This window comes from Saccharomonospora marina XMU15 (assembly GCF_000244955.1).
Taxonomy (GTDB): Bacteria; Actinomycetota; Actinomycetes; order Mycobacteriales; family Pseudonocardiaceae; genus Saccharomonospora_A; species Saccharomonospora_A marina.
This window is the reverse complement of sequence record NZ_CM001439.1, coordinates 5,460,140-5,484,344: the sequence shown is the minus strand read 5'-3', so window position 1 is coordinate 5,484,344 and position 24,205 is coordinate 5,460,140. Positions and strand designations below refer to the sequence as shown.

General features: G+C 69.1%; 24 protein-coding genes. 19 read left to right on the top strand and 5 right to left on the bottom strand.

Annotated elements, in window-relative coordinates; translation table 11 throughout:
• Positions 1–92 precede the first annotated feature (92 nt).
• The 4 genes from SACMADRAFT_RS25990 to SACMADRAFT_RS25975 all read right to left on the bottom strand — a co-directional run bounded on the left by SACMADRAFT_RS25990 (position 93) and on the right by SACMADRAFT_RS25975 (position 3,137).
• Positions 93–1,265: an MAB_1171c family putative transporter gene (locus tag SACMADRAFT_RS25990; RefSeq protein ID WP_009156833.1), complete on the bottom strand. Its 1,173-nt coding sequence runs from the start codon at positions 1,263–1,265 to the stop codon at positions 93–95.
• Positions 1,265–1,813 carry a hypothetical protein gene (locus tag SACMADRAFT_RS25985; RefSeq protein ID WP_009156832.1) on the bottom strand — a complete coding sequence of 183 codons (549 nt, stop codon included), beginning with the start codon at positions 1,811–1,813 and terminating at the stop codon, positions 1,265–1,267. Before SACMADRAFT_RS25985 ends, SACMADRAFT_RS25990 begins: the two co-directional genes overlap by 1 nt.
• Positions 1,810–2,637: an alpha/beta fold hydrolase gene (locus tag SACMADRAFT_RS25980; RefSeq protein ID WP_009156831.1), complete on the bottom strand. Its 828-nt coding sequence runs from the start codon at positions 2,635–2,637 to the stop codon at positions 1,810–1,812. Before SACMADRAFT_RS25980 ends, SACMADRAFT_RS25985 begins: the two co-directional genes overlap by 4 nt.
• Positions 2,638–2,729: 92 nt before the next feature.
• Positions 2,730–3,137 carry a helix-turn-helix domain-containing protein gene (locus tag SACMADRAFT_RS25975; protein ID WP_232285478.1) on the bottom strand — a complete coding sequence of 136 codons (408 nt, stop codon included), beginning with the start codon at positions 3,135–3,137 and terminating at the stop codon, positions 2,730–2,732.
• A 334-nt stretch (positions 3,138–3,471) separates the two neighbouring features.
• Here SACMADRAFT_RS25975 and SACMADRAFT_RS25970 point away from each other — a divergent pair, with 334 nt between their 5' ends.
• The 3 genes from SACMADRAFT_RS25970 to SACMADRAFT_RS25960 all read left to right on the top strand — a co-directional run bounded on the left by SACMADRAFT_RS25970 (position 3,472) and on the right by SACMADRAFT_RS25960 (position 6,945).
• On the top strand, positions 3,472–5,697 hold the full coding sequence (locus tag SACMADRAFT_RS25970) for a helix-turn-helix domain-containing protein (RefSeq protein WP_009156829.1): 2,226 nt from the start codon (positions 3,472–3,474) through the stop codon (positions 5,695–5,697).
• 455 nt (positions 5,698–6,152) lie between these two features.
• A complete protein-coding gene (locus SACMADRAFT_RS31095) occupies positions 6,153–6,524 on the top strand; it encodes a DUF6355 family natural product biosynthesis protein (RefSeq protein ID WP_009156828.1) in 372 nt (123 codons plus the stop codon).
• A gap of 193 nt (positions 6,525–6,717) precedes the next feature.
• A complete protein-coding gene (locus SACMADRAFT_RS25960) occupies positions 6,718–6,945 on the top strand; it encodes a hypothetical protein (RefSeq protein WP_009156827.1) in 228 nt (75 codons plus the stop codon).
• A 47-nt stretch (positions 6,946–6,992) separates the two neighbouring features.
• Here the strand turns inward: SACMADRAFT_RS25960 and SACMADRAFT_RS25955 are convergent, their stop codons facing one another.
• Positions 6,993–7,652, bottom strand: coding sequence for a prepilin peptidase (locus SACMADRAFT_RS25955; protein WP_050998276.1), 660 nt, complete (start codon positions 7,650–7,652; stop codon positions 6,993–6,995).
• 252 nt (positions 7,653–7,904) lie between these two features.
• On the opposite strand from SACMADRAFT_RS25955, the gene SACMADRAFT_RS25950 reads away from it, so the two are divergent.
• The 16 genes from SACMADRAFT_RS25950 to SACMADRAFT_RS25875 all read left to right on the top strand — a co-directional run bounded on the left by SACMADRAFT_RS25950 (position 7,905) and on the right by SACMADRAFT_RS25875 (position 24,180).
• Positions 7,905–8,474 (top strand): hypothetical protein, encoded by a 570-nt coding sequence (locus SACMADRAFT_RS25950; protein ID WP_009156826.1) that lies wholly within the window; start codon positions 7,905–7,907, stop codon positions 8,472–8,474.
• Positions 8,468–9,469: a hypothetical protein gene (locus tag SACMADRAFT_RS25945; RefSeq protein ID WP_009156825.1), complete on the top strand. Its 1,002-nt coding sequence runs from the start codon at positions 8,468–8,470 to the stop codon at positions 9,467–9,469. The genes SACMADRAFT_RS25950 and SACMADRAFT_RS25945 overlap by 7 nt, the downstream gene beginning before the upstream one ends.
• A 126-nt stretch (positions 9,470–9,595) precedes the next feature.
• Complete coding sequence (locus SACMADRAFT_RS25940; protein ID WP_009156824.1) at positions 9,596–10,300, top strand: SAF domain-containing protein; 705 nt, start codon at positions 9,596–9,598, stop codon at positions 10,298–10,300.
• Complete coding sequence (locus tag SACMADRAFT_RS29740; protein WP_009156823.1) at positions 10,300–11,205, top strand: P-loop NTPase family protein; 906 nt, start codon at positions 10,300–10,302, stop codon at positions 11,203–11,205. Before SACMADRAFT_RS25940 ends, SACMADRAFT_RS29740 begins: the two co-directional genes overlap by 1 nt.
• A complete protein-coding gene (locus SACMADRAFT_RS29735; protein ID WP_009156822.1) occupies positions 11,202–12,581 on the top strand; it encodes a CpaF family protein in 1,380 nt (459 codons plus the stop codon). The genes SACMADRAFT_RS29740 and SACMADRAFT_RS29735 overlap by 4 nt, the downstream gene beginning before the upstream one ends.
• On the top strand, positions 12,578–13,504 hold the full coding sequence (locus SACMADRAFT_RS25925) for a type II secretion system F family protein (RefSeq protein WP_009156821.1): 927 nt from the start codon (positions 12,578–12,580) through the stop codon (positions 13,502–13,504). Before SACMADRAFT_RS29735 ends, SACMADRAFT_RS25925 begins: the two co-directional genes overlap by 4 nt.
• Positions 13,501–14,394, top strand: a complete 894-nt coding sequence (locus tag SACMADRAFT_RS25920) for a type II secretion system F family protein (protein WP_009156820.1) — start codon at positions 13,501–13,503, stop codon at positions 14,392–14,394. The genes SACMADRAFT_RS25925 and SACMADRAFT_RS25920 overlap by 4 nt, the downstream gene beginning before the upstream one ends.
• 61 nt (positions 14,395–14,455) lie before the next feature.
• Positions 14,456–14,656: a hypothetical protein gene (locus SACMADRAFT_RS25915; RefSeq protein ID WP_009156819.1), complete on the top strand. Its 201-nt coding sequence runs from the start codon at positions 14,456–14,458 to the stop codon at positions 14,654–14,656.
• Between the two features lie 242 nt (positions 14,657–14,898).
• The gene (locus SACMADRAFT_RS25910; RefSeq protein WP_050998422.1) at positions 14,899–15,558 is read left to right on the top strand and encodes a TnsA-like heteromeric transposase endonuclease subunit; all 660 of its coding nucleotides are present in this window, start codon (positions 14,899–14,901) and stop codon (positions 15,556–15,558) included.
• On the top strand, positions 15,555–17,708 hold the full coding sequence (locus tag SACMADRAFT_RS25905) for a Mu transposase C-terminal domain-containing protein (protein WP_009156817.1): 2,154 nt from the start codon (positions 15,555–15,557) through the stop codon (positions 17,706–17,708). The genes SACMADRAFT_RS25910 and SACMADRAFT_RS25905 overlap by 4 nt, the downstream gene beginning before the upstream one ends.
• Positions 17,705–18,865, top strand: a complete 1,161-nt coding sequence (locus tag SACMADRAFT_RS25900) for an ATP-binding protein (protein WP_009156816.1) — start codon at positions 17,705–17,707, stop codon at positions 18,863–18,865. Before SACMADRAFT_RS25905 ends, SACMADRAFT_RS25900 begins: the two co-directional genes overlap by 4 nt.
• A 427-nt stretch (positions 18,866–19,292) precedes the next feature.
• Entirely contained in the window at positions 19,293–21,680 is a 2,388-nt protein-coding gene (locus tag SACMADRAFT_RS25895; RefSeq protein WP_157617313.1) for a TniQ family protein, read from the top strand.
• A 201-nt stretch (positions 21,681–21,881) separates the two neighbouring features.
• On the top strand, positions 21,882–22,295 hold the full coding sequence (locus SACMADRAFT_RS25890) for a TadE/TadG family type IV pilus assembly protein (protein ID WP_009156814.1): 414 nt from the start codon (positions 21,882–21,884) through the stop codon (positions 22,293–22,295).
• 48 nt (positions 22,296–22,343) lie between these two features.
• On the top strand, positions 22,344–23,264 hold the full coding sequence (locus SACMADRAFT_RS25885) for a hypothetical protein (RefSeq protein WP_009156813.1): 921 nt from the start codon (positions 22,344–22,346) through the stop codon (positions 23,262–23,264).
• Positions 23,261–23,734, top strand: a complete 474-nt coding sequence (locus SACMADRAFT_RS25880; RefSeq protein WP_009156812.1) for a TadE/TadG family type IV pilus assembly protein — start codon at positions 23,261–23,263, stop codon at positions 23,732–23,734. Before SACMADRAFT_RS25885 ends, SACMADRAFT_RS25880 begins: the two co-directional genes overlap by 4 nt.
• On the top strand, positions 23,731–24,180 hold the full coding sequence (locus SACMADRAFT_RS25875) for a pilus assembly protein TadG-related protein (RefSeq protein WP_009156811.1): 450 nt from the start codon (positions 23,731–23,733) through the stop codon (positions 24,178–24,180). Before SACMADRAFT_RS25880 ends, SACMADRAFT_RS25875 begins: the two co-directional genes overlap by 4 nt.
• Positions 24,181–24,205 lie beyond the last annotated feature (25 nt).

Genomic DNA, 24,205 nt, shown 5'->3' with positions numbered 1-24,205 from the left:
CAAGACTTGAACAAGCCCGAAGCCAACGCTGTCCCGCAGCGAGTATCCGGGTTCCGCGATTGGTGGGTCCCTATGGTCGAACCAGTGCTGCCTCACGTGGATGCGGCTGAAGACCCAGGCGGGCGCGACGATCGATGCCGTTGACGCATACGGCGTTGGCGATCGAGTGCGCGGGACAGTGCGAGCAGTTCTTGTGTGTCGGCGTCCATTCCGTCGGCTGCCGGGGCGGCGATCACGGAGACCGGTGATACTTGCGTTGCCTGGGCGCTACGGTCGAGGGCGTCCCGGACCAGTTCTGCTTGCCGAGTTGGGGTCTTGGTGGCGTCGGCTGGCTCGGTGATGTAGGGGCTGAGGCAGACCAGGCCGTCGCGGCATTCGATAACTCGTCGGTAGTAGCGCAGTCTCATCTGGCGGATGTGGAAGGCCTCGCGGATCGGGTGTGTCGGTGGGAATAGTGCGATGTTGGGAAACCGGTCACATACTGCCGTCCACAGGGGCCGTAGTTGCCGGTAGCGGCAGCGTACCTCGAACCACAAGCGTGTTTTCACGATGCCTGTTCGTATGCCGGGATAGCCGACCCCGATGAAGAAGACACCGATGCCGGTCGCCAGGAGCGGGGTTGTCCATGTTCCTGTGCCCGGCAGTGGGTCTGTTCCCAGTGTGAGGCGTCCGGAGGTAGAGATCGAGCGTGGCAGGTGTGTTCCAACGCAGCACACCACGAGCCCGGCGGCGGCCACACGCAGGCTCAGCTGGGCGCGGGAGCGGGTGTGGCTGGCTGCGCTCCAGGCGAGGTAGGCGCCGCGCGCTGTCGCGTAGGCCAGGTAGACGTTGCCGATCAAGTAGAACGTCAGCACTGCCGGGTCGTTGTCGTGGGTGCCTTCGTAGCTGGCACCGCGAATGGCGGGGTTGGTCGCGGCGAAGGTGGCGATGAGCCCGGCGCTGGTCAGCAGCGCGAGCGCGACCTCAAGGGGTCCTCGGGAGCTCACCATCGACGGGGACACAGCCGATTGCAGCAGCACGATCAGCAGTGCGAAGAAGAACGTGAGGATCACATTCTGAATCAGTTTCGGGAACTGGCTCGGGAAGTACTCCGGCGATCGGGCGAGGCTGAAGGCGAGCTGCGCCGACAGTGCGAGGAACACCAGGGCGACGCAGGTGGTGACCACACGCAGGTCCTTCTCGTGCGGAGCGCGGAGGAGTTGAGAGGTCTTCCATATCACGGCGATCGCCGAGGCGGCCCACATGACGACGCTCGCCACGACCATCAGAGCCATCCTTGATGGTCGTCGAAGGCGCCTTGGAGTCGCCGGGCAGTAGCGGTTTTGCGGTCCGGGGAGATCCGCAGCGCCTCAAGGAGGGTCGCCCACTCCTTGATGACCGTTGCCACCATCTCGGCTTCGCGTTCGTGTACGGGACCGTAACTGTCTCGGCGGAGGGCGCGTCGCACTGTCTCGGGTGGAATGTCGGGGAAGATCGCGCTCCATACGTCGTTGTCGTTCTCGTCGCTGCCGTGGCCGCTGATGATGTGGCCGATCTCGTGCAGAATGATGTGTTCTTGGTGGGCTGTGGTGGTGTCCTTCTGATACAGGATGTAGTCGGCGTCCACGGTAGCGATCCACAGGCCGAACACGCCGGGTGCCGGCAACGGGTAGGGGATGAGCTTGATGGGACGACGTCGATGCTCAGCCAGCCGGTCGCAGAGCACCCGCACATCGAGCGGTGTGTCGATGCGAAGCTCCCGCAGGAGTCTCCTCACTCCGCGGCGCAGTTGGAGGTCGTTACGCCACCCTCTGGCCCCGACCTCGCCTTTCATGACGATTCTGCCTGTGTGAACAGACGTCTGAGCTCAGCGGCGGTAGCCCATGGGTGACTGATCAGTCCGTTGTGTCCTCCGGGGAGTTCGATCAGGGTGCGGCCCAGTTCGTGTGCGAGGTGGGCGGCGCACCGGTACTCCCACTGGCCACGGGACGCCGTGCCACCGGTGGGGATGATCGTGGTCGAGCCTGCCACGGCCGCGATCTGGGCGGCATCCAAGGTCGCTGCTCGCACCGCGGGAAAGTCATGGTGAAAGAAGTGGCTGAGGGTGGTATCGATGTCGCCTATCGGCGGGGCCGGGCGAGCTCCCTCCTCGGCGACCGCCTGGCCGTTACCGGTGAGGGACGCCATGTGCCGAATAGCTGCCCGGACGTCCTGGCGAGCCAGGTCGGCCACCCGGTCCAGCGCCGCCTCCTGTGCCGGATCGTGGACCACGGCGCTCATCGGAGGCTCGTGCGCGACCAACGTTGCGACGAGCCCGGGATGCTGCACTGCCAGATGAAGCCCGATCAGCGCACCGATACTGGCGCCGACCACGCGGGCCGGTTCCCGGCACACCGCCGTCAACAGTGCCGCCGCGTCGGCGGCGTGCAGTGACATCGCGATCGGTGGCGCCTCGACGGAGGCGGGGCTTCGCGACAGGCCACGGCGATCGTAGGAGATCACCCGATAATGCTGTGCGAGTGTTTCGGCGAGTTGCGCGGTCGCGCCCGCCTCGCCCACACCGCCTTGAATGATCAGCACCGGAGGACCTTCGCCACACGACTCGTAGTAGAGCTCCGCGCCTTCGGTCGCGATCGTCCCCTGCTGCCCACGTTGCACTACCGACCGACTCCCCTGGTTGATGTCGATAAGCAATCATCGGCAATTCCGAGAATCCTTGTCCACGCCACAGCGACGCCGGACCACACGGTTCACCCGGACGAGTCGTCGGTATCCCGGTGAGCCTGGAAGTCGATGTACTCCATCACGCTACGTAGCTTGTCCGGGGAAAGCTGACTCGCGCGAGCGGCGATCCGCCGCACGTTGTTGTCCCCCAACTTCGCGAGCAGCTCGTGCTGCCGGTTCAGCTCCCGGCCTCTCGCGGAGTCGTTGAAGAACTCCAACTCGACACCGAAGAACGCGGCGATCTTCACCACGAGTCCATGGCTGGGCTCGGACTTGCCTTTGAGCAAGTCGTAGATGTAGCCCTTCGATACCCCGATTTTCTCGGCGACCTCCGCCTTCGAGTATTGCGTGCCGTCCTCGCGTTTCACGCTGCTGAAGAGGCGGTCGAACTTCATGGCGAACGTGTCGCCAGCTCGCTGTTCCGACGTGGCCAACTGCTCCCACACCTTCCCTTGTCGGGGTTCAGCTCTATCAGACTATTGGGGTCAAGCAGTCCGAAATAATTGACACCCGGATCGGTTCACCTTACGCTCGATCTCCATAGTCAACTATATCGGACACAGCGGCTTTGGGGAACGGTCTGGGCGGAGATCCGGCCCGTGCCACACACAGCCAGGCCCGATGTTCGCCGTAGCCAAGGAGAACGGGCAGGTGCCCGTGACGCTTCTTCACCGGCGTGCTGGGGAGGCTGATCTTCTCGGGGGGAGGAGCATGAGGTCGATCAACTGTTTCGCTGCGGCGGTGCATCGCTTGCTGCGGGAGAGAGGTATGACATTGGAGGACGTGGCGGCGAAGGCGAACTACAGCCCGAGCTACCTGTCCAAGATGATGCACGGGCGGCGCCGGTTGCTGCCTGCCGTGGTCAGCAAGATCGACAAGGTGCTGGACGCCGATGGGGAGCTGGAGCGGATCGCGCTGTTCCAGGACGCCGACCGAGTCGCACCACCGCGGCCGAGGCAGCTGCCGCCCGCGGCGGCCGAGTTCGTCGGGCGCGAGGACTACCTGCGCCAGCTGGACGACGCGTTGATCGCACATGACCAGCCCGGCGTCGCACTGACCGTCGTGATCGAGGGCGGTTTCTGGGTCGGCAAGACTGAGCTGGCGCTGCGATGGACTGCTCGGGTGGAGCGGCGTTTCGACGGCGGGTGCTTGTATGCCGACATGCGTGGTCTGGCCCCCGGCGTGCCCGCTGATCCCGGTGAGGTGCTGGATGCGTTCCTGCGAGCCCTCGGCGCCGGGAGCGAGGCTCTGCGCGGCACCCTCGCCGATCGCGCCGCGCGGTACCGGTCGCTGCTCGCGCAGCGGCCCGCCCTGGTTGTGCTCGACAACGTCGCAGGCTACGAACAGATCCAACACCTGCTGCCCGGCGCGGGCAGTGCCGTGGTTATCACCAGCCGCGAGCACCAATCAACCTTGCTGCTGCGCAGCGGCGGCCTGCACCTCGAACTGGCCCCGCTGAGCCCGGATGAGGCGCTCACGTTGTTGCGCCGACGACTCGGCGACGCCCGGGTGAACGCGGATCAGGCCGCCGCCGAGGCCATGGTGCGCCGATGCGGGCGCCTGCCTGCGGCCGTGTTGATCGCGGCCGAGCACATCCGCGAGCGTCGCCACGGCTCGCTGAGCGAACTCGCCGACAGGCTGGCCACCACGGAAGGCCGGCTGAATCTGTTCAGCTCGTCGGATCCCACGACCAACATCCATAGCGTGCTCGACGTGTCCTACCTCGCCCTGCCGCCACAGGAGCGACGGGTGTTCCGACTGCTGGGTGTCAGCCCTGCCCATCTCGCCAGCGCCGAGTCCACGGCCGCGCTTACCGGTTTGAACGTTGCCGCCGCACGGGACACGCTCGGCGTGCTGCGCCACGCGCACCTTCTCGATAACGCCCAGGCGGGCCGGATGCGCATGAACCACCTGCTGCGCGCCTACGCCTCCCAGCGGGCCATCGACGAGGAGCCGCCATCCGAAGTGGAGCGTGCGCACGATCGTGTGCTGCGCTGGTACATCGCGACCGCCTGGAATGCCAGCAACGCGCTGGCTCCGCATTGGTCAGGGCCTGCGCTGGCCCCGGAAGACGGTGGTGACATCGAACCGCTGAAGTTCACCGACAGCGGCTACGACGGCGCGGTCGCCTGGTGCGAGGACGAGGTCCAGACAGCGATCGACATCGCCCGCCACGTCCGTAGCCGTGCTGCGGGCGACGCGGTGTGGCTGCTGCCGACGCTGTTCCTGCCGTACTTCTACCTGACCAAGAACTGGGGAACCTGGCTGACCGCGGCGACCGAAAGCCTCGCCGCCGCCCGCAGGCTCGACAGCCAGCGGGGTATCGCCTGGTGCCTGCACAGCCTGGGCTGGGCCCAACACGAACTCGGACGTACCGACGAGGCCGTGACCAACCTTCGCGAGGCACTGCGGCTACGCACCGAACTCGGCCACACCGACCGCGAACGGGGTTGGACTGCCTTCTCCCTCGGCGCGGCCTACCTCGCGCAGGCCCTGCATCAGGAAGCCCAAGACTGCTTCGCCATGGCCGACACACTCTTCGCCGCACAAACCTTCGACTTCGGTCTCGCATTCACCCGCGCCGTTCTGGCCCGCCTGCACCACGCATCCGGCGACACCGCATCGGCGACCCGGGCAGCAATGCAAGCTCTCAACCACGCCCAGAAAGTGCCCTCCCCACCCGTGCTCAGCCTCGCCCACCACCACTACGGACTGCTCCTGCTCCAGCAACGGCAGCACCGGATCGCGCTGACCCATCTCGACACCGCGCTCAAGCTCCGTCGCGCCGGACGCGAACGCTGGGGAGAAGCCGAAACCCTGATCGCCCGCGCCGAAACCCTCGCCGCCCTGGGCGAGCCGGAGCGCGCCCGCGATTCCTACCGCGAGGCTGCCACCATCCTCGAAACCCTGCACGATCCCCGCGCGCTCGACATCCACCTGCGAATCGCCACCCTCAACGCCCGCCTGCGGGACAGCGACGACCTGGTGGTCTGAAGACCAAGCAGCTCGCCACACTCCTTCCCAACGCCACCGGTTCGTTTGGGGAAGCGACGCGCTGGTGATCTGCTTCCTGGTCGGACCTGGAAGTTGGCCTGTTCAAGTGCCGACTGATAACGCTTACTCGATACGCCAGGAATGCCACCAGCGATGACGATCTACTGCTCAGGAATGCGGATCGACGCTGCTGAGAATCGCTCTCATCTGGACAGGATTGGGACAGGACCGGGACAAGAACAGGACAACTTTGTCCTCGTCGATTCGTTCCCGAGTAAGCCAGCACAGTCCAGAGTGGAGGTATGCGAATCGGCCCACTGTAAAGCATCTCCGGCACATGTTGGCAGATCCTGAATGGACCGGTGAGCGTAAAGATCCACTTTCGCGGGTGTTCGAACTCGACCCGCATCAGCACACATATCCCATCGTGACGCCACTATTTTTGGAGGACACGAATGCCAGCTTCGACACACCCTTCCCGCCACCGCGTTCGGACCGCCGCGACAGGGCTCGCGCTCGCCGTCCTGGCCGTCGGCGGTTCATTCGCCGGTACCGGGACCGCGTCGGCCGCTGCTGGCGCGCACTCGGCGAGTTCACCGTCCGCCAGGGAGGCTTGCGGTTACCTCGGTTTTGCCAAGTACCGCCACTGTGACGGCGGCACCGGATCCACCGTCATGCTCGATGTCATTGACATCCTCGGCGGCGGCCACGCCCGCTGCGTCGGTCCCGGGATCAGCGATCTGCAGGGCGGTATCCGCTGGAGGGTGGTCGATGCCTACTGGAACGGCGGGGTCGGCTGCATCCCCGGTTTCTACGGGTCCGATTAGCGATTCAACGGTCCGCTGGAGCGGCGGCGAAATTCGAGGTGTTCACGTTGCCGACCTCCAGCGCGTCCGGGAGGAGCCCGACTCCCGGACCGGACCGGTGTGGCGGGCGTTGCGACGCGCCCTGTGACGGCAAGCCCGCCACACCGGTCCTACCCCCGCCGATGCTGTCCGCACTCAGGGAAGGCGCGCACCCATGGCTCACTACCTACTGGCTTGCGCCGACACTCACTCGCTCGACGAACTCGACGACGCGACCCTGGACGATCTGATCGCCGATCCCGACACCGTGCCCCGCTACGTCTGGTGCGAGGCGTGCACCACCTGGCGGCCCGTCGCTGAACTCGTCGTGTCCACCGCAACGGCCACGCGAAGCGGTTCGTCCGGCCTTGACCACTCGGCCGATCGGAGAGGATCACGATGACCGCGACCCCGACCACGTGGGCCCGCTCCGGCCAGCCCGGCACGGCCTCAGCCGCCTGCCACCACGACAGCGGTCAGTACACCGGCGAGCAGGCACGGACCGAAGGGCACCGTGTCCGAACTCTGCGCACCTCGGGACTGTGCGAACCGCAAGACTCCGAGGAACAGCGCCGCGCAGGCCAACGACACGAGCAGCGTTGCCATAACGACGAGCCAGCCCGACCAGCCCGCCACCAGACCGGCGACGGCGGCAAGCCGCACATCGCCGGCACCGATCCCACCCGGAACGATCAACGCGCCCATCAAGAACAACCCGCTGGAGGCCGCCATCGCGGCCACCGCGCGAATCCCCGGCGCAGCTTCGCCACGGACAAGACACAGCACCACCAGGGTGCCCAGGACACCGGTCAGCAGCGGGTACACCAGCAGCCGGGGCAGGCGCCGATCAGTGCAGTCGATGATCGCCAGCGGCACCCCCAGCAGCACCAGCAGCCAGTACGGGGCCAGCTCCCACCTCGGCCCGATCCGCCACGCGAGCACCGCGAGCACGCCGCCGGTCACCGCGGCAGCCAGCCACCACGAGCCGAGGACCCGATGCGCGCCTTCGGGAACGGATCGCCGGGCGAGTTCGCTCAGCGCCGCCCCGTACGCCGCGCCCGCCCCCGCGTAGGCGAGCAGCCAGCCGACGGTCACCGCGGCCTCGTCCACCGGGCCAGGGCAGCGGAGGCGAGGAGCGGCCGGAGCCGGCCGGGTACGGATGGTCTGGCCATGGCTTCATGCTGGCCACACCGCGCGCCCACCGCATGGTCCTTCACGCGAATGTGTGGATCTCGCGGCTGGCCGCAGGCCGTGAGCGGCACGTCCCGCGCGGCTTTCGACCCAACCACCTGCGCGCGGTGTATGACGATCTCGCGGCTCGTCCGCCATTGTCCGCGACTGTCATCAAGCAGGGGGAACACGATGAATCCGCGCCGCAACACCCGTCAGATGCTGGTCATCACCGGTGTGACCCTGGCCTTGGGTGTGGCCGCCTGCGCTTCCAACGGCAGTACGTCCCCCGCGCCGTCCACGACGGCAGTTTCCTCCCAACCCAGCACGACACCCATCTCGCCCGTCGAGAGCGCGAAGCAGCAGGCGCTGGCGGCTTACCACGGCATGTGGCAGGACGTCGCCGAGGCGGCGACCACATCGGACTGGCAGTCGCCCCGCCTGGCCGACCACGCCACCGGTGACGCACTGTCGGTGCTGTCGCGCCAGCTGTACGCCGATCACTACAACGGCCTGGTCAGCAAGGGAAAGCCGGTCAACAGCCCGGTCGTTGAGTCCGTGGAACCGTCGAACGAACCCAAAATCGTCTTGATTCGGGATTGCTCGGACGCGGGCGACTGGTTGAAGTACCGCGCGGACAACGGGCAACCGGCCGACGACCAACCCGGGGGCAAGCACCTGATCAACGCCGAGGTGAAGCTGGCGGTTGACGGCTCGTGGCGGGTGACCCGGTTCGCGGTGCAAGGAACCGGATCATGTTGACCGCCAGAGGCCTGGGCGCCCTCACGGTGTTGACCTCCGCCGCGATGCTGGCGAGCGTCGAACCCGCCCTGGCCGGTGACTGGTACGGCGACATTGACTGCGGCCAGAGTTCCTACGCCGGATGCGAACTCGGAGCGGGACAACACGGTCGCGACACACCCGCACCACCGGTCCCGCACCCCGGTGAGCCCACGGCACCAGGCGCTGCCCCGCACTCCGCGCCCGGTGACCGGATCCTCGGCGAGGACACCGAGCAGCCGCGTTGCTCGTACGTGCGCAGCGACTACCGGGCACCGGCCCACGGTGTGCGGACGGCCGGCTACCGGCCACGTCCCTCGGGTTCGGCCCCCGTGCGGTTCGTGTCGCACCCGCTCCTGCGGCCTCACGGTGCGGTGTCGATGCGAGCACAGGACCAGGGCGGCGCGTGGTATGTCTACCGGTGTTCCGGCCAAGGAACGCATGATGCGTTGTACCGGGCGCCGGTATGGATTCGGGATGGCCAGGTGCCGGGCGCGGCACCGTCGCCGGAACAACTCGCCCGGCGGGCCCGGGCGCAGCTGCGGTTGCCGGATCCGGCGATCGCCTCCAGCCCAGCGGGTACGCAGCTGGTGCGGCTTCCGACGTGGTTGTGGCTGGACCGGGCGATGTGGCAGCCGCGATCGGCGACGGCGTCGGTGCCTGCGGTCTCGGTCACCGCGACGGCGAGCCCGACCTCGGTGTCCTGGGTCATGGGCGATGGCAGCACCGTGACCTGCTTCGGGCCCGGCACGCCCTTTCCCGCTCACGGGGACCCGCGGGCGGCCTCGCCGGATTGCGGGCACACCTTTCAGCGGTCGTCGGCCACAAGCCCCGGCGAGCGGTTCCCGGCGACGGCGACCGTGTCGTGGCGCATCACCTGGTCCGGCGGCGGGGCATCGGGCACGCTCCCGGACCTGGCCACCACCACGGCGGTCTCCTTCCGGGTCGCCGAGTCCCAAGCCCTCGGCACCGGGTAACCCCCTCGCCGCCCGCTTTCAACTGAATCAGTTCTTTTCGTTGCTGTTTCCTGACCGCGTATCGGCGGTGGCTCTGCCACCGGGGCGCATACGTGGTGCGGGCGATCTATGCCTGGAGGTCTGAACGTGACCAGCACCGACACTCCCGCACATGGCCACGGCCCGACCGGTGAAGCCCGGCCGTCGTGGCTGGATCGTTCCGGCTCCCCGTCGTCAGCTTCGCGCCGTGGCCGTCGACGCCGCCTGCCGCACCTGGTGGCGGGAGCGCTGCTGGTCGTGTTGTGCGTCGGGGGAGCGGTGTGGTGGACCACCAGCACTGGGGAGCGGGCCCCGATGCTGGCGCTGGCCCGGCCGGTCACGGTCGGGCAGGTGCTGACGCGGGCGGACCTGCGCAGTGTCGACATCTCCGCGGCGCCGGGCGCGGCCTTGATTCCGGCGGACCAGGCGACCGACGTGGTGGGGCGGCCGATGGCGACCAGCCTCGGGCCTGGGGCGCTGCTGACCCCGGACGCCGTGGGCGGCGCCGCGATTCCCGCCGCCGGGCGAGCGGTGGTCGCGGTTGGAGTCCAGCCAGGACAGTTCCCGCCCGAGCTGGCCGCCGGAGCCCCTGTCGCCGTCGTCGTCACCGCCGGTACCGCGACGAACACCACGGCGCAAGAACAAAGTCCTGGTACGTCGTGGCGCGCCACGGTCGTGAGCCTCACGCCCGCGGGCGCGGATCAGACCACCGTGGTGTCGCTGGACCTGGACCACACCGCGGCCTCACAGCTGGCGCAGGTCCCGGCCGAGCAGCTCGCGCTGGTGATGCGACCCGCGGGCGGTGACCGCTGATGCTCATCGCGCTGTGCTCGGTCAAAGGCTCGCCGGGAGTGACCACCCTGGCCGTCGCGCTGGCCCTGCAGTGGCCGCACGCCGACAGCACCCGCCTGCTGGTCGCCGAGGTCGACCCGGCCGGAGGCGATCTGGCGATGCGGTTCGGCCTGCCGGTCACCCCGGGGCTGGTCAGCCTCACCGCCGCCGCGCGCCGTACCCGCGACCCGGCGCCGGTGTGGGAGTACACCCAGGCCCTGCCCGGTGGCGCCCGGGTGCTGGTAGCCCCGCCTGGCGGCGCGCACGCCCGCGCCGCGCTCCACACCCTGGCCACCGCGCCGGACGGGCCGAGGCTGCACGCCGCCGCCCGCGAACCGGCGGTGGTGGTGCTGGCGGATTGCGGACGCGTCGATCCCGGTTCACCGGCCGAGCCGATCGCGCGCCGGGCGGACGCGCTGGTAGTGGTGACCGGCACCCAGGCAGACGATCTCGCCCACACGGCAGCGCGCCTGCAGGAGCTGGCGCGCTGGACCCCACGCCCGGCACTGCTGCTGACCGGCCACGGCTATTCGACCGCCGATGTGGAGCGGGAGCTGGGTGTGCCCACGATCGGCCGCCTCCCGTACGACCCGGCCGCTGCCGCCAGTGTGACGGGGCATCCGCCCCCACCGGCCCGCCGCCGCGGCCGCAGCGGGCTCGCCCGCCAGGTCGCCACCCTCGCCCGCACCCTCGCCGGGCCCCCTGCGACGCACGCGACGGCAGCGGTGGCAGGCGTGCCCGCCCTACAGGTGCGCCAACCCGACGGCGCGGCGGTCATCACCCCACCCGCACACGGGCCCCACCTGCTGCGTCCACTGCCCACACCCAGCGACCCGCCTCGTAACGGCCACCAGCCCAGCACTGCTTGGAGGGAGCCACCCGCATGACACCGACCGACCACCCAGCGCCCCCTGCCAGCGCGGCCAATGGGCCGAACGAGGCCGAGCAGCGATTGCGTACCCGGCTGCGGCAGTCGCTGAGCGTGGATCTGCCCGGCCGAGCCGAGCTTTCCTCCAGCCCCAGCGGCGGCGCGTTGAGCCTGGCACGGCGGCGGGAGATCGGCCGTGAGATCCTCGACGCCGCGATCGCCGCGCACAGCGAGGCCGAGCTGCTCGCCGGTCGCGCCTTGGTGGACTCGACCACCGAGCAACGCCTCGTCGAGCAGGTGCTGGACGAGGTGTTCGGTCTCGGCGGGCTGCAACCGCTGCTGGCCGACCCGTCGGTGGAGACGATCGCGGTCAACCGCTATGACCGGGTGTTCGTCCACCACAGCGACGGCCGCCGAGTCCAGGCCGCGCCGGTCGCCTCCTCGAACGAGGAACTGACCGAGCTGATCCGCACACTGGCGGCCCGCGCCTCGTCGCAGGAGCGCCGATTCGACCGCGGCGCACCCGCGCTGAACCTGCAGCTGCCCGGCGGCGAACGCCTGTTCGCTGTCCTGGGACTCACGGCGGGCGGGGTGACGGCCTGCACGATCCGCCGACACGGTTATCTCACCGCCACCCTCGCGCAGCTGCGCCGCCGCGGAACCCTGGACGTCGGCTTGGAGCGGTTCCTGCGCGCGGTCGTGCGGGCGCGCAAGAACGTGCTGATCACCGGGGGCACCGGAGCCGGGAAAACCACTTTGCTGCGGGGATTGGCGGCCGAGCTGGACCCGACCGAACGCATCGTCACCGTTGAGGACGCCTTCGAACTCGGCCTCGGACTGGACCCCGACTCGCACGCCGATGTCACCGCGCTGCAGGCCCGCGAACCGAACGTCGAGGGTGAGGGCGCGATCGATCAGGCCGAACTGGTCCGCTGGGGACTGCGCATGTCGCCGGACCGCGTGATCGTCGGCGAGATCCGAGGCGCCGAGGTCATCCCGATGTGCAACGCCATGTCCCAGGGCAACGACGGCTCCATGGCGACCCTGCACGCCTCCAGCTCGAAGATCGCGTTCACCCGGCTGGCCTCCTATGCCGCGCAGGGACCGGAACGGCTCTCGCTGGAAGCCACGGCCCTGCTCGTGGCCAGCGCGGTGCACTTCGTCGTGCACCTGGACCGTGCCGCCGACCGGACGACGCGGGTGATCGCCTCGATCCGCGAGGTGGTCGACGCCGAGGGCGGCACGGTGATCTCCAACGAGGTCTACCGCCGCGGCCCCGGCCGCCGCGCCGTCCCGGTGGCGGGGGCGCTGCGCGCGGACACCCTCGACGACCTGGTCGCCGCCGGATTCGATCCCGATCTGCTGAGCAGACCGCAGGGATGGTGGACCCCATGACCCACACCCTGATCGCCGCCCTGTTCGGGCTCGGCGCCGCCGTCGGCGTGCTGGTGCTCGTCACCGCCTGGCGCCGCACCGTCCCGGCGGTGCCGATGCCCTCGCGGCGCAGCGATCTGGTGCCCACCCTGCCAGGCCAGGCAGGTGACCGGCGAGTGCTGTTGCGCCTGGCCATGACGGTCGGCGCGGGTGTGCTGAGCGCCGCAGTGACCGCCTGGGTGGTCGGCGCCCTGCTGACCGCGGCAGCGGTGTGGTTCCTACCCCGGCTGGTCGGCCCCGATCGCGTCCACAAACAGCGACTCGCGCGGATCGAGGCGATCGCGTCCTGGACGGAGATGCTGCGCGACGTGCTCCGCGCGGCGGCCGGGCTCGAACAAGCCATCCTCGCTACCGCGCCCCTGGCCCCGACGCCGATCCGCGGCGAGATCACCACGCTGGCCGCGAGGCTGCGAAGCGGGCAGCGCCTCGCGCCGGCACTGCGGGCGCTGGCACGGGAGCTGAACGACCCGACCATGGACCTAGTCCTCGCCGCCCTGGTGCTCGCCGCCGAGCGCCAGGCTCGCCAGCTCAGCGACCTACTTGGCTCGCTGGCGGCCACCGCGCGCGAACAGGCCGCGATGCGGATGCGTGTGGAGGCCGGGCGAGCCCGGACCCGCACCTCGGTGCGGGTCATCGTCGCCACCACTTTCGCCTTCGCGGCCGGGGTCGTGGTGTTCAACCGCGCCTACCTCGATGTCTACAACTCCGCCACCGGGCAGATGGTTCTGCTGCTCCTCGGTGGCCTGTTCGCCGCCGGATTCGCCTGGCTGTCCCGGATCGCCGCCAGCGGCGGCCATCTCAGAGTGCTGGCCCTGGATGCCCCAGCAGCGACCGAAACGCCAGCTGGCCACCACGGGCCCGGCAACGGGGGTGAGCACCCATGATCGCCGCTTCGCTGTTCGGCCTCGGCACTGGTGTCGGCCTGTGGCTGCTGCTGACCTGGGCGGTACCAACCCGCCCAGCACTGAGCGAGCGCCTCACGTCGGTCCGCACTCACCCGCCGACCACACCGATCACGGTCGCGGCCGAGACGGCCTGGGTAACCACCTGCGGCCGGGTGTTCGTGCCTGGCCTGCGGATGCTCGGGTTACCCCGCGCGAAACTCGAAGCCGAACTGCGGATCACCGGCCGCGACGTCGACACCCACCTGGCCTCCAAAGCCCTCCTCGCCGTGGCGGGGTTACTCACCCCGTGGCTGCTGCAAACCCTGCTGGCACTGGCTGGGCTGGCACTGGGTGTGGAAGTGCCGCTGCTGGCGGGGATCGCGCTCGCCGCGCTGGGATTCCTGGTTCCCGATCTCACTGTCCGCGCCAAAGCCACCCGGATGCGGCGAGAATTCCGCGACACGCTCTCGGCGTTCATCGACCTGGTCTGGATCACCCTCGCCGGAGGAGCCGGGATCGAGGCCGCCCTCGGCGACGCCGCGGCCATCGGAGCGGGCCCGGCCTTCACCAAGATCCGCCGCGCCCTGCACACCGCGCAACTGACCCGCACCACCCCGTGGACCACCCTGCGCCAGCTCGGCGAGGAACTCGACCTCACCGAACTGTCCGAACTCGCGGCGTCGATCTCCCTGGCAGGCGCCGAAGGCGCCCGCGTTCGGGCGTCGCTGGCCGCCAAAGCCCAGGCCCTGCGCACTCACCAGCTCACCGACGCCGAAGCCCAGGCCCAATCCGCCACCGAGCGCATGGCGCTACCGGTCACGTTGCTGTTCCTCGGTTTCCTCGGGTTCATCGCCTACCCCGCGGTGATCCAAGTCCTCAACGGACTCTAGCGCGCCCCATCGCTTTCTCCCCGCCACGAGAAAACCGCACCACAAGGGAAAGAGGCACACCATGTCGCACCACATTCACAGCCTATGGGCGCTGACACGCGCCCGAGCCACGCTGTTGCGCGCCGACCCGGAGCGCGGGGAAATCACCACCACCGTCATCGTCACCGCCCTGATGGCCATCGCCGCGATCGCGATCATCGCGATCATCGCGGCGAAACTGACGCAGAAGGCGAACTCGATCGATCTCGGGCTCGGGGGCTGAGGGTGTCTGCCAGGGCCGCCCGAACTGTAGGGATCCGCTGAAGTTGTCGGTGTGACCGGTGTTGTTGTCGGTGAAATGTCGGTCCTTCGGAAGTTGTCGGTTGGTCGGCATGTCGAAATGAGGTGATCTTTCCGGGCTCGTACGTTGCGATTTGTCCCCGTTGGGTGTCGTGACGGAAGGGGTCGGAGATGGCGACGGGAAATTCCGTGAGTTACAAGGACTGTTCAGAAGAGGTGTCCACGGTGGATCTTGAGATCGTTCAGGCGAAGACGCTAGTCGAGGGTTCTCCGTGGCGTGTATTCCGTTGGCGGCGCGGGCAGGCCCATTACTCGGGTTGGTATTGGGCGGCGACTACCGGCGGTCATGTCGTGTATGAGAGCCGGCTGGAGTTGGCGCGTTTGCTGCTGGCTGATTTCGATCCTCGTGTGGTGGCGATTGCTGCCCAACCGTTTTGTGTTACTGCGGAATCGCGTGGTGAACGTCGGCGTCATGTCCCGGACTTCCTGTTGCTGGACGCCGAGGGCGCGGTGACGGTAGTCAATGTCAAGCCTGCGGAGCAGCTGGCGCGACCGAAGGTGGCTGCGGCGTTGGCGTGGGCGGACGAGCTGTTCACCGTCCGAGGTTGGCGGCACGAGGTGTGGTCGGGGACGTCGCCGACGACGTTGGCGAATGTTCGGTTCCTGGCGGCGTATCGGTATCCGGATCGGGTTGATGCCGCGATGGTGAGCTGGCTGGAGCGGCAGGTCACGACCGACGCTTTTCTCGGCGAGTTGGAGTCGGGTTGGCCGGATCGCGCGGCCGATGTCCGGGCCGCGGCGCTGCATCTGGTGTGGCGTGGCCGGTTCCGGGTTGAGCTGGAGGTGTCGTTGTCGGCGGCGACGGTGTTGGAGCGTGCGGCATGACCGGGGCGAATACGGTGTTGATCTCGGTGGGCACGCGATTGTCGTGGGATGGCGACTGGTTCACCGTGGTAGGGCTGGAGGCGGATCGGCTGCGGTTACGCGGTAGTTCCGGGCAGACGGTGCTCGCGCACACGGCCACCTTGTTGGCGGATCCCATGGTGACGCTGGCGGGTGCCGACACCACTCCGGCTGAGTGGCCGGGGTCGATTCTGGACGATCTCACGCTCGCGCAGCGGAAGCAGCTGGGGCAGCGGCTGGCGCATGTGCAGGAAGTGCTGACCGGCTACCGCGGCGGCGGCTTGGGTGATCCGGTTGAGGGCGAGCCTCGGCCGGGCTATGACCCGCGTTTGCCGTTGCGGGACCGGTATGCGGCGAAAGCCGCCGAGCTGGGTGTGACCATGCGGACGCTGGAGCGGTGGGTGGCGGCGTTTCGTGAGGCCGGGCCGGTGGGGCTGGTCGATCACCGCGGCACACGGATGGCGGATCCGGTGGGTGGTGTCGACGAGCGCTGGCTGGCGATGTGCAAGACGGTGCTGGCTGAGCACACCGACGCCGCACGGCCGACTCAGAGGCTGGTGCTGCAGCGGGTGTCGGCGAGACTGGCTGCCGAGCACGGCGTGGGCGAGGTCGAGGAGCCGGGGCGGCGGCGCGCGCGGGCGGTGCTGGCCGAGTTGTCCCGGGGCACGAACGCGTTTACCGGGAGCACGAAGGGAAAACGCTCGATCGCCGCGCGACCGCAGGGGGTGTATGGGCGGCTGCGTCCGACGCGGCCCGGGGAGTATCTGCTGCTGGATTCCACGCCGCTGGACGTGTTCGCGATGGAGCCGCTGACGCTGCGGTGGGTGCGGGTGGAGCTGACGATCGCGATGGATCTGTATTCGCGGTCGATCACCGGGTTGCGGCTCTCGCCGGTGTCGACCAAGTCGGTGGATGCGGCGCTGGTGTTGTTCGAGGCGCTGCGCCCGAACTCGCGGCATACCACCTCCAGCGGGCTGCTGCCCTATGCCGGTCTGCCTGATCTGGTCGTGGTGGCCGAGCCGGGCGCCGGCGAGCGGGCGCAGGTGAGCGGGCTTGCTGGGGTGGCGGCGGAAACGATCGTGGTTGATCACGGGAAGATCTACCTGTCGCAGCATCTGCTGGGCGTGTGTCAGCGATTGGGCATTTCGGTTCAGCCGGCGCGCCCGCTGACCCCCACGGACAAGGCTGCCGTCGAACGGTTTTTCCGCACACTGCGGGAACAGCTGCTGGAAGCGTTGCCCGGTTACAAGGGCCCGGATGTCCACAGCCGCGGGAAGGACCCGGAAGGCTGCACATACTTTTTCCTTGACGAGCTGGAATCGGTGGTCCGTGAGTGGATCGGCGAGATCTGCCACCACCGCCCGCACAGCGGGCTGGCCGAACCGCACGTGCCGGGGCTGGTCTTCTCCCCGGCGGAGATGTTCGCCCACGGCATGGCCCGCACCGGGCGGCTGCGGGTGCCGTCCCGGCCCGAGATGGTGTTCGATTTCCTGCCGGTGGCCTGGCGCTCGATCCAGCACTACGGCGTCGAGCTGAACGGGCTGCGCTACAACGGGCCCGCGCTGACGCCGTATCGCAATCGCACCAGCCCGTTCACCGGCGCTCACCGCGGCAAGTGGCCGGTCCGCTACGATACCGACGACGTCTCCCGGGTCTACTTCCAGGACCCGGCCGACCAACGCTGGCACACCCTGGCCTGGGAACACGCCACCGACGTCGCGGTGCCGTTCTCGGCCGACGCGCTGACCTACGCGCGGCGGCTGGCGTTGACCTCGGCCCGTCACGTCGATGACCGGGCGGCGTTGGCGCAGCTGCTGCACCGCTTCGACGCCGGGCTGACCCGCAACCCGACCGAACGGCGCCTGGCGATCCGAGCCAGCGCACAACGTCACGCCCGCCTCGCCGCCGCGACCGGGACTTCGCCGGAGATCGCGCAGCTGCCCACGGTGCGCGCGGTGACACACCCCGGCCAGCCGACCGACGAGGCGCCTGCCGGTGTCGAGTCCGCGATGACGCCGGAGGTGTCTGGGGACGATGACTGCGAGGAGGAACTGGACCGCTGCGGCGCGGACGAGCCGGCCGAGGTTTCCGACGAAGACTTCTACGCCGAAGCGTTGGAGGTGCTGCCATGAGCCGCGACCAGATCGAGGCGGCGACCGTCGACGAGCGGGATTGGAACCCGTCGACCAAGAACGGCTGGTTCGCCCTGGCCGACGCGCCGGTCCGCGCTCGTCCACCGGCGTTGTCGGCCGTGCAGATCGCGGCGTTGCCGGGCCCGCAACGGCGACGCTACAACGAGGCCCGTGCACTCTGGCACGCCAACCTCGGGCCGATTCGCACTCCGCAGATCGGCACGGTCTTCGGCGAGCTGGAGCAGATCTGCGGGAGTAACCGGCAAGACGGCGACAAGGTCAAGCCCGCCGCCGTGCTGGAGGCGCTGCCGGGCCTGGGCAAGACCACCGCCGCGATCGCGTTCGGCAAAGCGTTCCACCACAACCAGATCGATCTCTACGGCCCCGATGTCGCGGTCGGCGACGGCCGTTGGCAGCGGACGCCGGTGGTCTATCTCGGACTGACCTCCAACACCACGATGCGCAGTCTGAACGCGATGCTCTGCCGGTTCTTCGGCTTGCCCGCCGCCGCTCGTGGCACCGCCGATCTGCTCGCGCACCGCGCCGCCGAATGCGTCGCCCAGTGCAAGACCCGGCTGATCATCGTCGACGACGTGCACTTCCTCGATATCAACCGGCGCGACGGCCGGGAGGTGGCCAACCACTTCAAGTGGCTGGCCAACACCTTCCCCGTCACCTTCCTGTTCGTCGGCGTGGGCCTGCGCGCCCGCGGGCTGCTCGACGAGGGATTCGCCGGCGCCGATGCCGCGCTTTCCCAGACCGCCCGCCGCTGGACCGTGCTCACCCTGCACCCGTTCGAGATCCGCACCGCGACCGGGCGCCGCACCTGGCGGCAACTGCTGCTCGGCATCGAGCGTGACCTCGTGCTCGCCAACACCCGTCGCGGCATGATCGCCACCGACCTGGCCGACTACCTCTTCGCGCGCAGCACAGGCCATTTCGCCTCGCTGATGTCCCTGATCGGCCGAGGCTGCTTCAAGGCCATCACGACCGGCGCCGAGGCCCTGTCGCTCGACCTACTCGATGCGGTGCGTATCGACGAGGCCGCCGAAACCGCCCGCGGTGAACTCCACGCCGCACTCCGCACCGGGTTAATGACCAGCCGGACGAAACCTCGCCCGGCGACACCACGCACTGGTCAGGAGGGAGCAGCATGAACTTACCCACCGCATTCGGTTACCGTGCTGACGCCGCTGCCTTCTCCGACGGAGGATCTTCCAGCTGCTCCCGATATGCCGTCAGCGACTCGATCAGTCTCTTGGTGTCTGTCGTCGCCAAGTGCTTAGCGTTCAAGACTTTCGGGGATCTTCGATGGTCTTCTTGCACGTCATCTGCTACTAATCTTGCCAAGAGCCCGCCGAGCAATTTTAGATACTCGTCAAGTTCTTCACGTTCCAGTCTTCCCATCGGGTCAGGAACTAAAAACATAGTTAAATCTCCAATCTTTATTCGGGACGGCCGCGTCGTCGAGCCGGAAACGGTACGCCGCCGACCGGCATTTGGGAAGAGGCTGCCGGGCATTCCCCGGTCGAGGTTCTTCGAGGTGACGTTATGACCACCCGGCTCCCGTTCACCCTTACCCCGTTGCCCGGCGAACCCTTCGGCTTGTGGTGGCACACCTACGCCGTCCGCCTGGATGTCACCCGCACCACGCTCGCCCACGCTGCGGGCATCCCCGCCGGCGCCCAGCCCGGCCCGGAACACGCGCCCGGCATTGCTTGCCTGGCTGGGTTGTCCGTCAGCGAGGTGACCGCGATGTTCGCTGCCACCAGGCCCTGCCCGCCCGAGCACGTCCTGCGAGTCTGGACACCCCAGCCCGCCAGCCGCTTTTGCCCCGACTGCCTGGGCGAGGGCACGTGCTGGCAACCGGCTTGGGCGATCCCGCTGACGTTTCATTGCCTGCGGCACAACGCCCCGCTGGCAGAGCGGTGCCCTGCCTGCTGGCAACCCCAACTCCAGCGGATCGCGCCGGGCGGCGTTGGCACGAATCGGTTGTCCTGCTCCTCCTGCGGCCACAACCTCACCACCGGCCACGCCCGGCCCCTCGATACGTGCGGTGGGGACGCGGCTGGCACGCAGCGCCTCCTCGCAACGTTGCTGACCCGCACCCGAGATCCCGCCCTCACCGGCCAGGACCGGGAGCGGGCGGCCGATGATCTGACCGACCTGACGCTGATCGCCTTGCACCTGAGTCAAGACCAGGTCAGCAAGCGGGGCGGCTTCACCCGCCAGCTACCCGCCGCCGCGGCGCTCATCGAGGCCACCACGCTGCTGGCCACACCCCGGGGAACCCGGGATCCCGTGCCTGAGCTGGTCACCCGTTGCTGTCAGGGGCCACGTTCCCGTGCTATCCCGTTTTCCTGGCAGACGGCCAGCCCCGCACTGATCACCCGGATCGCTCGGGGACGCGACATGACGCTGACACCCATCGAGCGGATCCGCTACGCCACAACACTTCCCGAACCGGCGCCACGTCCGCGCCAGGCCACTGATCCCGCGCTGACACGGGCAGCGCGGCTACCCGACCAGCTCTGGCCCGCCTGGGCGATCCGGCTCGCCGACGATGACAACGTCGACGGCCCCGTGTTCCGCTCGGCCATGATCGCCGCGCTGCTGCTACCGCACAGCCAGCTGCAGCTCAACGAGCTCACCTCATTGCTGCCGCACCAGCCTCGCACCAAGCAGGTCGGACACCAACTTCGCCGTCTCGGCACCACCTCCGGCGACTCCAGGGCGTTGCGGATTCTGACCGAACTCGGCCTCGCACTCGACCACCACGACATCCCAATCGACTACGCGCGCCGCCGCCGGCTCGTCGGCAACACCGAACTCATCGACAAACCGACCTGGGACCGGTATTGCCACGACGCGGGCCTGCACGTCGGCCGACAGCGACGGCTCGACCTCGCCCGCCGCTACCTCTACGAACTACTCACCGGCGGCAACCTCGCCACCGCTCCCCAGCCCTACCGGCTCGACAACGGCGCCCCTCGCATCGACCACATCGAATTCTGCGCCAGCATGCCCGTCCGACTCGTCACCACCTTGGCCGCGCACGCTGAGCAACTCCTGCACGCTGCGGGGATCACCGCCGAACCGCTGTCCTGGCAGCCGCCGACCGGCTGGGTCTCTGTTACCCGATGGCCCGGGGCCGACCCAGACCGCACCGATCCCCGCCCCATTCATGACGCGCTCCGGGCGCAATGGGGCGCCACCTCCCACAACCACTGGGCCCCCACCCAGGTCGTCGCGGAGTCGCTCGGGATCTCCAGTCACCACCTGCGGCACGTGCTGCGCCGCCACCCGATCGCCGAAGCCCCCTACCCGCGGCACCGTGCTGGCGCCATCATCCCCATGCCCGCCAACGACCGCGAGACGGGCTATCGAGCCGAGCCCGGCCGCACCGATCCTCAGCGGATCTTCCTCGTCGACCTGAGCTGGCTGCGCGAGCAATACACCACCTGGAACCGCTCAATTACCCATATCGCCACCGAGATCGGCTGCCGACCAGCGACCCTGCGGGCATTCGCCGAAACCCACCACATTCCGCGCCGACCACGCGGCGGGAGCCGCGACCACATCGCCACAGGAACCATTATCGGCCACCCGGCCAACCTTCCCGGCCTCCTCCGCAAAGCCCTGCGAGGCCAGCAAGCACACCACCGGATCGAACGGTTCCTCCTCATGACCGAATGCTCCAGCCTCACCCAGCTCGCCCTCGCCCGCCGCATTCACCAAAGCAGCCTCACCACCGGGCTCAAAGTCCTCGAACGCAACTGCGGCGGCCCCCTGTTCCACCGACGACCGCACCCACAGCCCCTCGGACTGCTCACACCACTGGGAGAACAACTATGCCGACAAGCCCGCGACTACCTCGCCCGCTCTACCCGCCCCAGGCACGAAGTCACAACGACGATCCACGGAAGGAGCCACATCAATGCGCCGATTGCCACCGCAACGACAAGCAAATGACGCCACGCCAGCAAACACGGTGGCGTCCTCCGAACCAGACCGAAAGCCCGAACCATGCTCAAAGAAACCGACAACTACCCAGTCCACGCCCCACTCGTTCCGACCATCAGGCCGCAACCTCCGAGCGCCATTTCTCCTGGAAGCCACCGACAAGAAGGCAGTCCCAGCCGACAACTCCATCGAACTCCTACACGAACTCGCTTGCGCGCGCTGGCCGACCGGGTCCGTGGCGCGCTGCGCGGAGACCGGGGCGAAGTCACCGTCGAGCTGGTCATCGCCACACCGCTGCTGTTGCTGGCCTTGCTGACGATCATCCAGTTCGCCGTGTGGTCACACGCCACGCATGTCGCCCAGGCCGCCGCCTCCCAGGCGCTGGCCGCGGCACGAACCCACAACGGCACCACCCGGTCCGGGCAGGTGGCCGGGCAGCGACTGCTCGACGAACTGGCCGCCGGACCTCTGCGTGATCCCCAGCTCGCCGTGTCCCGCGACGCCTCCTCGGTGGCGGTGAGCGTCCACGGCGAGGCCACCCCGGTGCTGCCCGGCGTGCGCTTGCACGTGCACGCCGAAGCCTCCGGCGAGGTCGAACGCTTCGTGCCCGATACCGCGCCCTGAGGTCGGTTGCCGCCACGGCGATTCCGGTCTGACGGAGAAGGAGGCCTGATGACACGCCCTCACCCGCCGCACCCGGCGACACCGGTGCGCATGGCGACGTTCCCCGACGGGCCGGATTCGGTACTGCTCAGCCCCGACATCCCGGCGCGGCGGTGGCGCGGTGAGCGTATCCGCGCGGGGCTGCGCCCACGGCTGGTGCTCACCGGACTCGCCGGGGCGGTCCTGGCGGTGCTCGCGGCCTCATCGGGTAGCGGCTTTCCCGCGGTGCTCGCACTGAGCGCCGGGGTCCTGGCGGTCGCTGCGAGCGCGTTGGCAGGGTGGCGCAGCGCCCTGCGCCTGCTCACCGACCATCGCCACGGCCCGGGCACTTGGTGCCGACTGGATCGGGTGCGGGGCGAGTTTTTCCTCCGCAGCCGCGATTTCGTCGACCTCGGCGCTGCGGGCACGGTCGCGCGGATCTTGATCACCGGTGTGGACGAACTGCACCGCAGCCCGGCCCGCGCCTGGATCGAGCCCTCGCTGTGCGGCGAGGCGCACCGCATGGTGTGGCAGGCGCTGTGCTGCCTGGACCGCACCCGCGCCGCCCGCAGCCTCGCCGGGGAACTGTCCGCCGCCCCCGATTCCGACGTCGGCGAACTGGCCGCCGCGGCACACCAGGCGGTCAGCGTGATCGACGACGCACTGGACGAGGTGGCGCGGCACCTGCGGGCCTGCCTGATCCTCACCCGGGCATGGGAGGCGAAGCTGCGGCACCGCGACCTGGCCGCCCGCGCCGGCCACACCCTCGCGTTGCTGCCCGACCACGACCACCTGCGGCGCCTGTCCGAGACCGCGGAAGCGTTGCCACGGACCATGTTCGCCTACATCACCGCCGCCCGCGACGTCACCGGCGCCGGAGCGTTCCCGTGGGAGAAGCCCCCTTCGACGTGGTCCCGCCACCGCGTCCGATCCGGGCAGGGCCTGTCATGACCCGGCCCGCGCCGACAGCGGCCCTGTCGCGGTGGCGTCGATGGTGGGCGGCAGAGCGCGGTTCGGTGACCGCCGAGGCCGTGCTGGTGACCCCGCTGCTGGTGATGCTGCTGGTTTTCCTGGCCGTGGTGGTGCACCGCGGCGTCGACGCCCGGCTGCGGCTTGAGGACGCCGCGCACCAGGCCGCCCGCGCCGCCAGCCTGCAACGCGGCACCCCTGCCGCCACCACCGCCGCCCGCGAGCGCGCCAGCACCGCGCTCGCCCACGCCGGGCTGGTGTGCCGCGACCTCACCACCACGCTGTCCGGCACACCGGCCCCCGCCAACCCGGTGACCGTCAGCGTGCGCTGCACCGTCGACTTCGGCCAAGCCCTGCTGCTCGGCGTACCCGGAGCGCGAACGCTGGAGGCGACCGCCAGCGAGGTCGTCGACACCTACCGATCCCACCGCGCCCCTGCAGCCACGCCATGACCCGAGAAGGAACAGACCACGAGTGGGGCCTGTGGTGGCGAGCCGACGCAGGGCGGGTGAGCGCCTTCGTCCTGGCCTTGTTGCTCGGGCTGCTCGCCCTGGCCGGGCTGGGCTTGGACGGTGGCCTCGCCCTGGCCGGCAAGGTCCGTGCCAGTGGGCAGGCCGAGTCCGCGGCACGCGCTGGTGCCCAAGCCCTCGACCTCGCCGCCTACCGCGCCACCGGCACGGTTCGACTCGATCCAGCGCGGGCGCGGAACCTGGCGCGGCGGTATCTGGCCGACATCGGCGCTACCGGCACGGTCCAGGTGGCAGGGGACACGGTGGCGGTCGAGGTCACCGCCATCTACCGACCCCAGCTGCTGTCACTGATCGGCGTCACCGACATCCACACCCACGGACGCGGCGCCGCCCACCCCCAGCACGGCGTCACCGGCATCGAACCCTGACCACACGCGGCACCACCACGGAAAG

Bases quoted from the DNA above. Each gene is read 5' to 3' on its own strand.
- SACMADRAFT_RS25985 (WP_009156832.1), bottom strand. From the start codon at position 1,813: ATGAAAGGCGAGGTCGGGGCCAGAGGGTGGCGTAACGACCTCCAACTG.
- SACMADRAFT_RS25905 (WP_009156817.1), top strand. From the start codon at position 15,555: ATGACCGGGGCGAATACGGTGTTGATCTCGGTGGGCACGCGATTGTCG.
- SACMADRAFT_RS25880 (WP_009156812.1), top strand. From the start codon at position 23,261: ATGACCCGGCCCGCGCCGACAGCGGCCCTGTCGCGGTGGCGTCGATGG.
- SACMADRAFT_RS25960 (WP_009156827.1), top strand. From the start codon at position 6,718: ATGGCTCACTACCTACTGGCTTGCGCCGACACTCACTCGCTCGACGAA.
- SACMADRAFT_RS25875 (WP_009156811.1), top strand. From the start codon at position 23,731: ATGACCCGAGAAGGAACAGACCACGAGTGGGGCCTGTGGTGGCGAGCC.
- SACMADRAFT_RS25915 (WP_009156819.1), top strand. From the start codon at position 14,456: ATGTCGCACCACATTCACAGCCTATGGGCGCTGACACGCGCCCGAGCC.
- SACMADRAFT_RS31095 (WP_009156828.1), top strand. From the start codon at position 6,153: ATGCCAGCTTCGACACACCCTTCCCGCCACCGCGTTCGGACCGCCGCG.
- SACMADRAFT_RS25900 (WP_009156816.1), top strand. From the start codon at position 17,705: ATGAGCCGCGACCAGATCGAGGCGGCGACCGTCGACGAGCGGGATTGG.
- SACMADRAFT_RS25945 (WP_009156825.1), top strand. From the start codon at position 8,468: ATGTTGACCGCCAGAGGCCTGGGCGCCCTCACGGTGTTGACCTCCGCC.
- SACMADRAFT_RS29740 (WP_009156823.1), top strand. From the start codon at position 10,300: ATGCTCATCGCGCTGTGCTCGGTCAAAGGCTCGCCGGGAGTGACCACC.
- SACMADRAFT_RS25925 (WP_009156821.1), top strand. From the start codon at position 12,578: ATGACCCACACCCTGATCGCCGCCCTGTTCGGGCTCGGCGCCGCCGTC.
- SACMADRAFT_RS25920 (WP_009156820.1), top strand. From the start codon at position 13,501: ATGATCGCCGCTTCGCTGTTCGGCCTCGGCACTGGTGTCGGCCTGTGG.
- SACMADRAFT_RS25885 (WP_009156813.1), top strand. From the start codon at position 22,344: ATGACACGCCCTCACCCGCCGCACCCGGCGACACCGGTGCGCATGGCG.
- SACMADRAFT_RS25970 (WP_009156829.1), top strand. From the start codon at position 3,472: ATGACATTGGAGGACGTGGCGGCGAAGGCGAACTACAGCCCGAGCTAC.
- SACMADRAFT_RS25990 (WP_009156833.1), bottom strand. From the start codon at position 1,265: ATGGTCGTGGCGAGCGTCGTCATGTGGGCCGCCTCGGCGATCGCCGTG.
- SACMADRAFT_RS29735 (WP_009156822.1), top strand. From the start codon at position 11,202: ATGACACCGACCGACCACCCAGCGCCCCCTGCCAGCGCGGCCAATGGG.
- SACMADRAFT_RS25950 (WP_009156826.1), top strand. From the start codon at position 7,905: ATGAATCCGCGCCGCAACACCCGTCAGATGCTGGTCATCACCGGTGTG.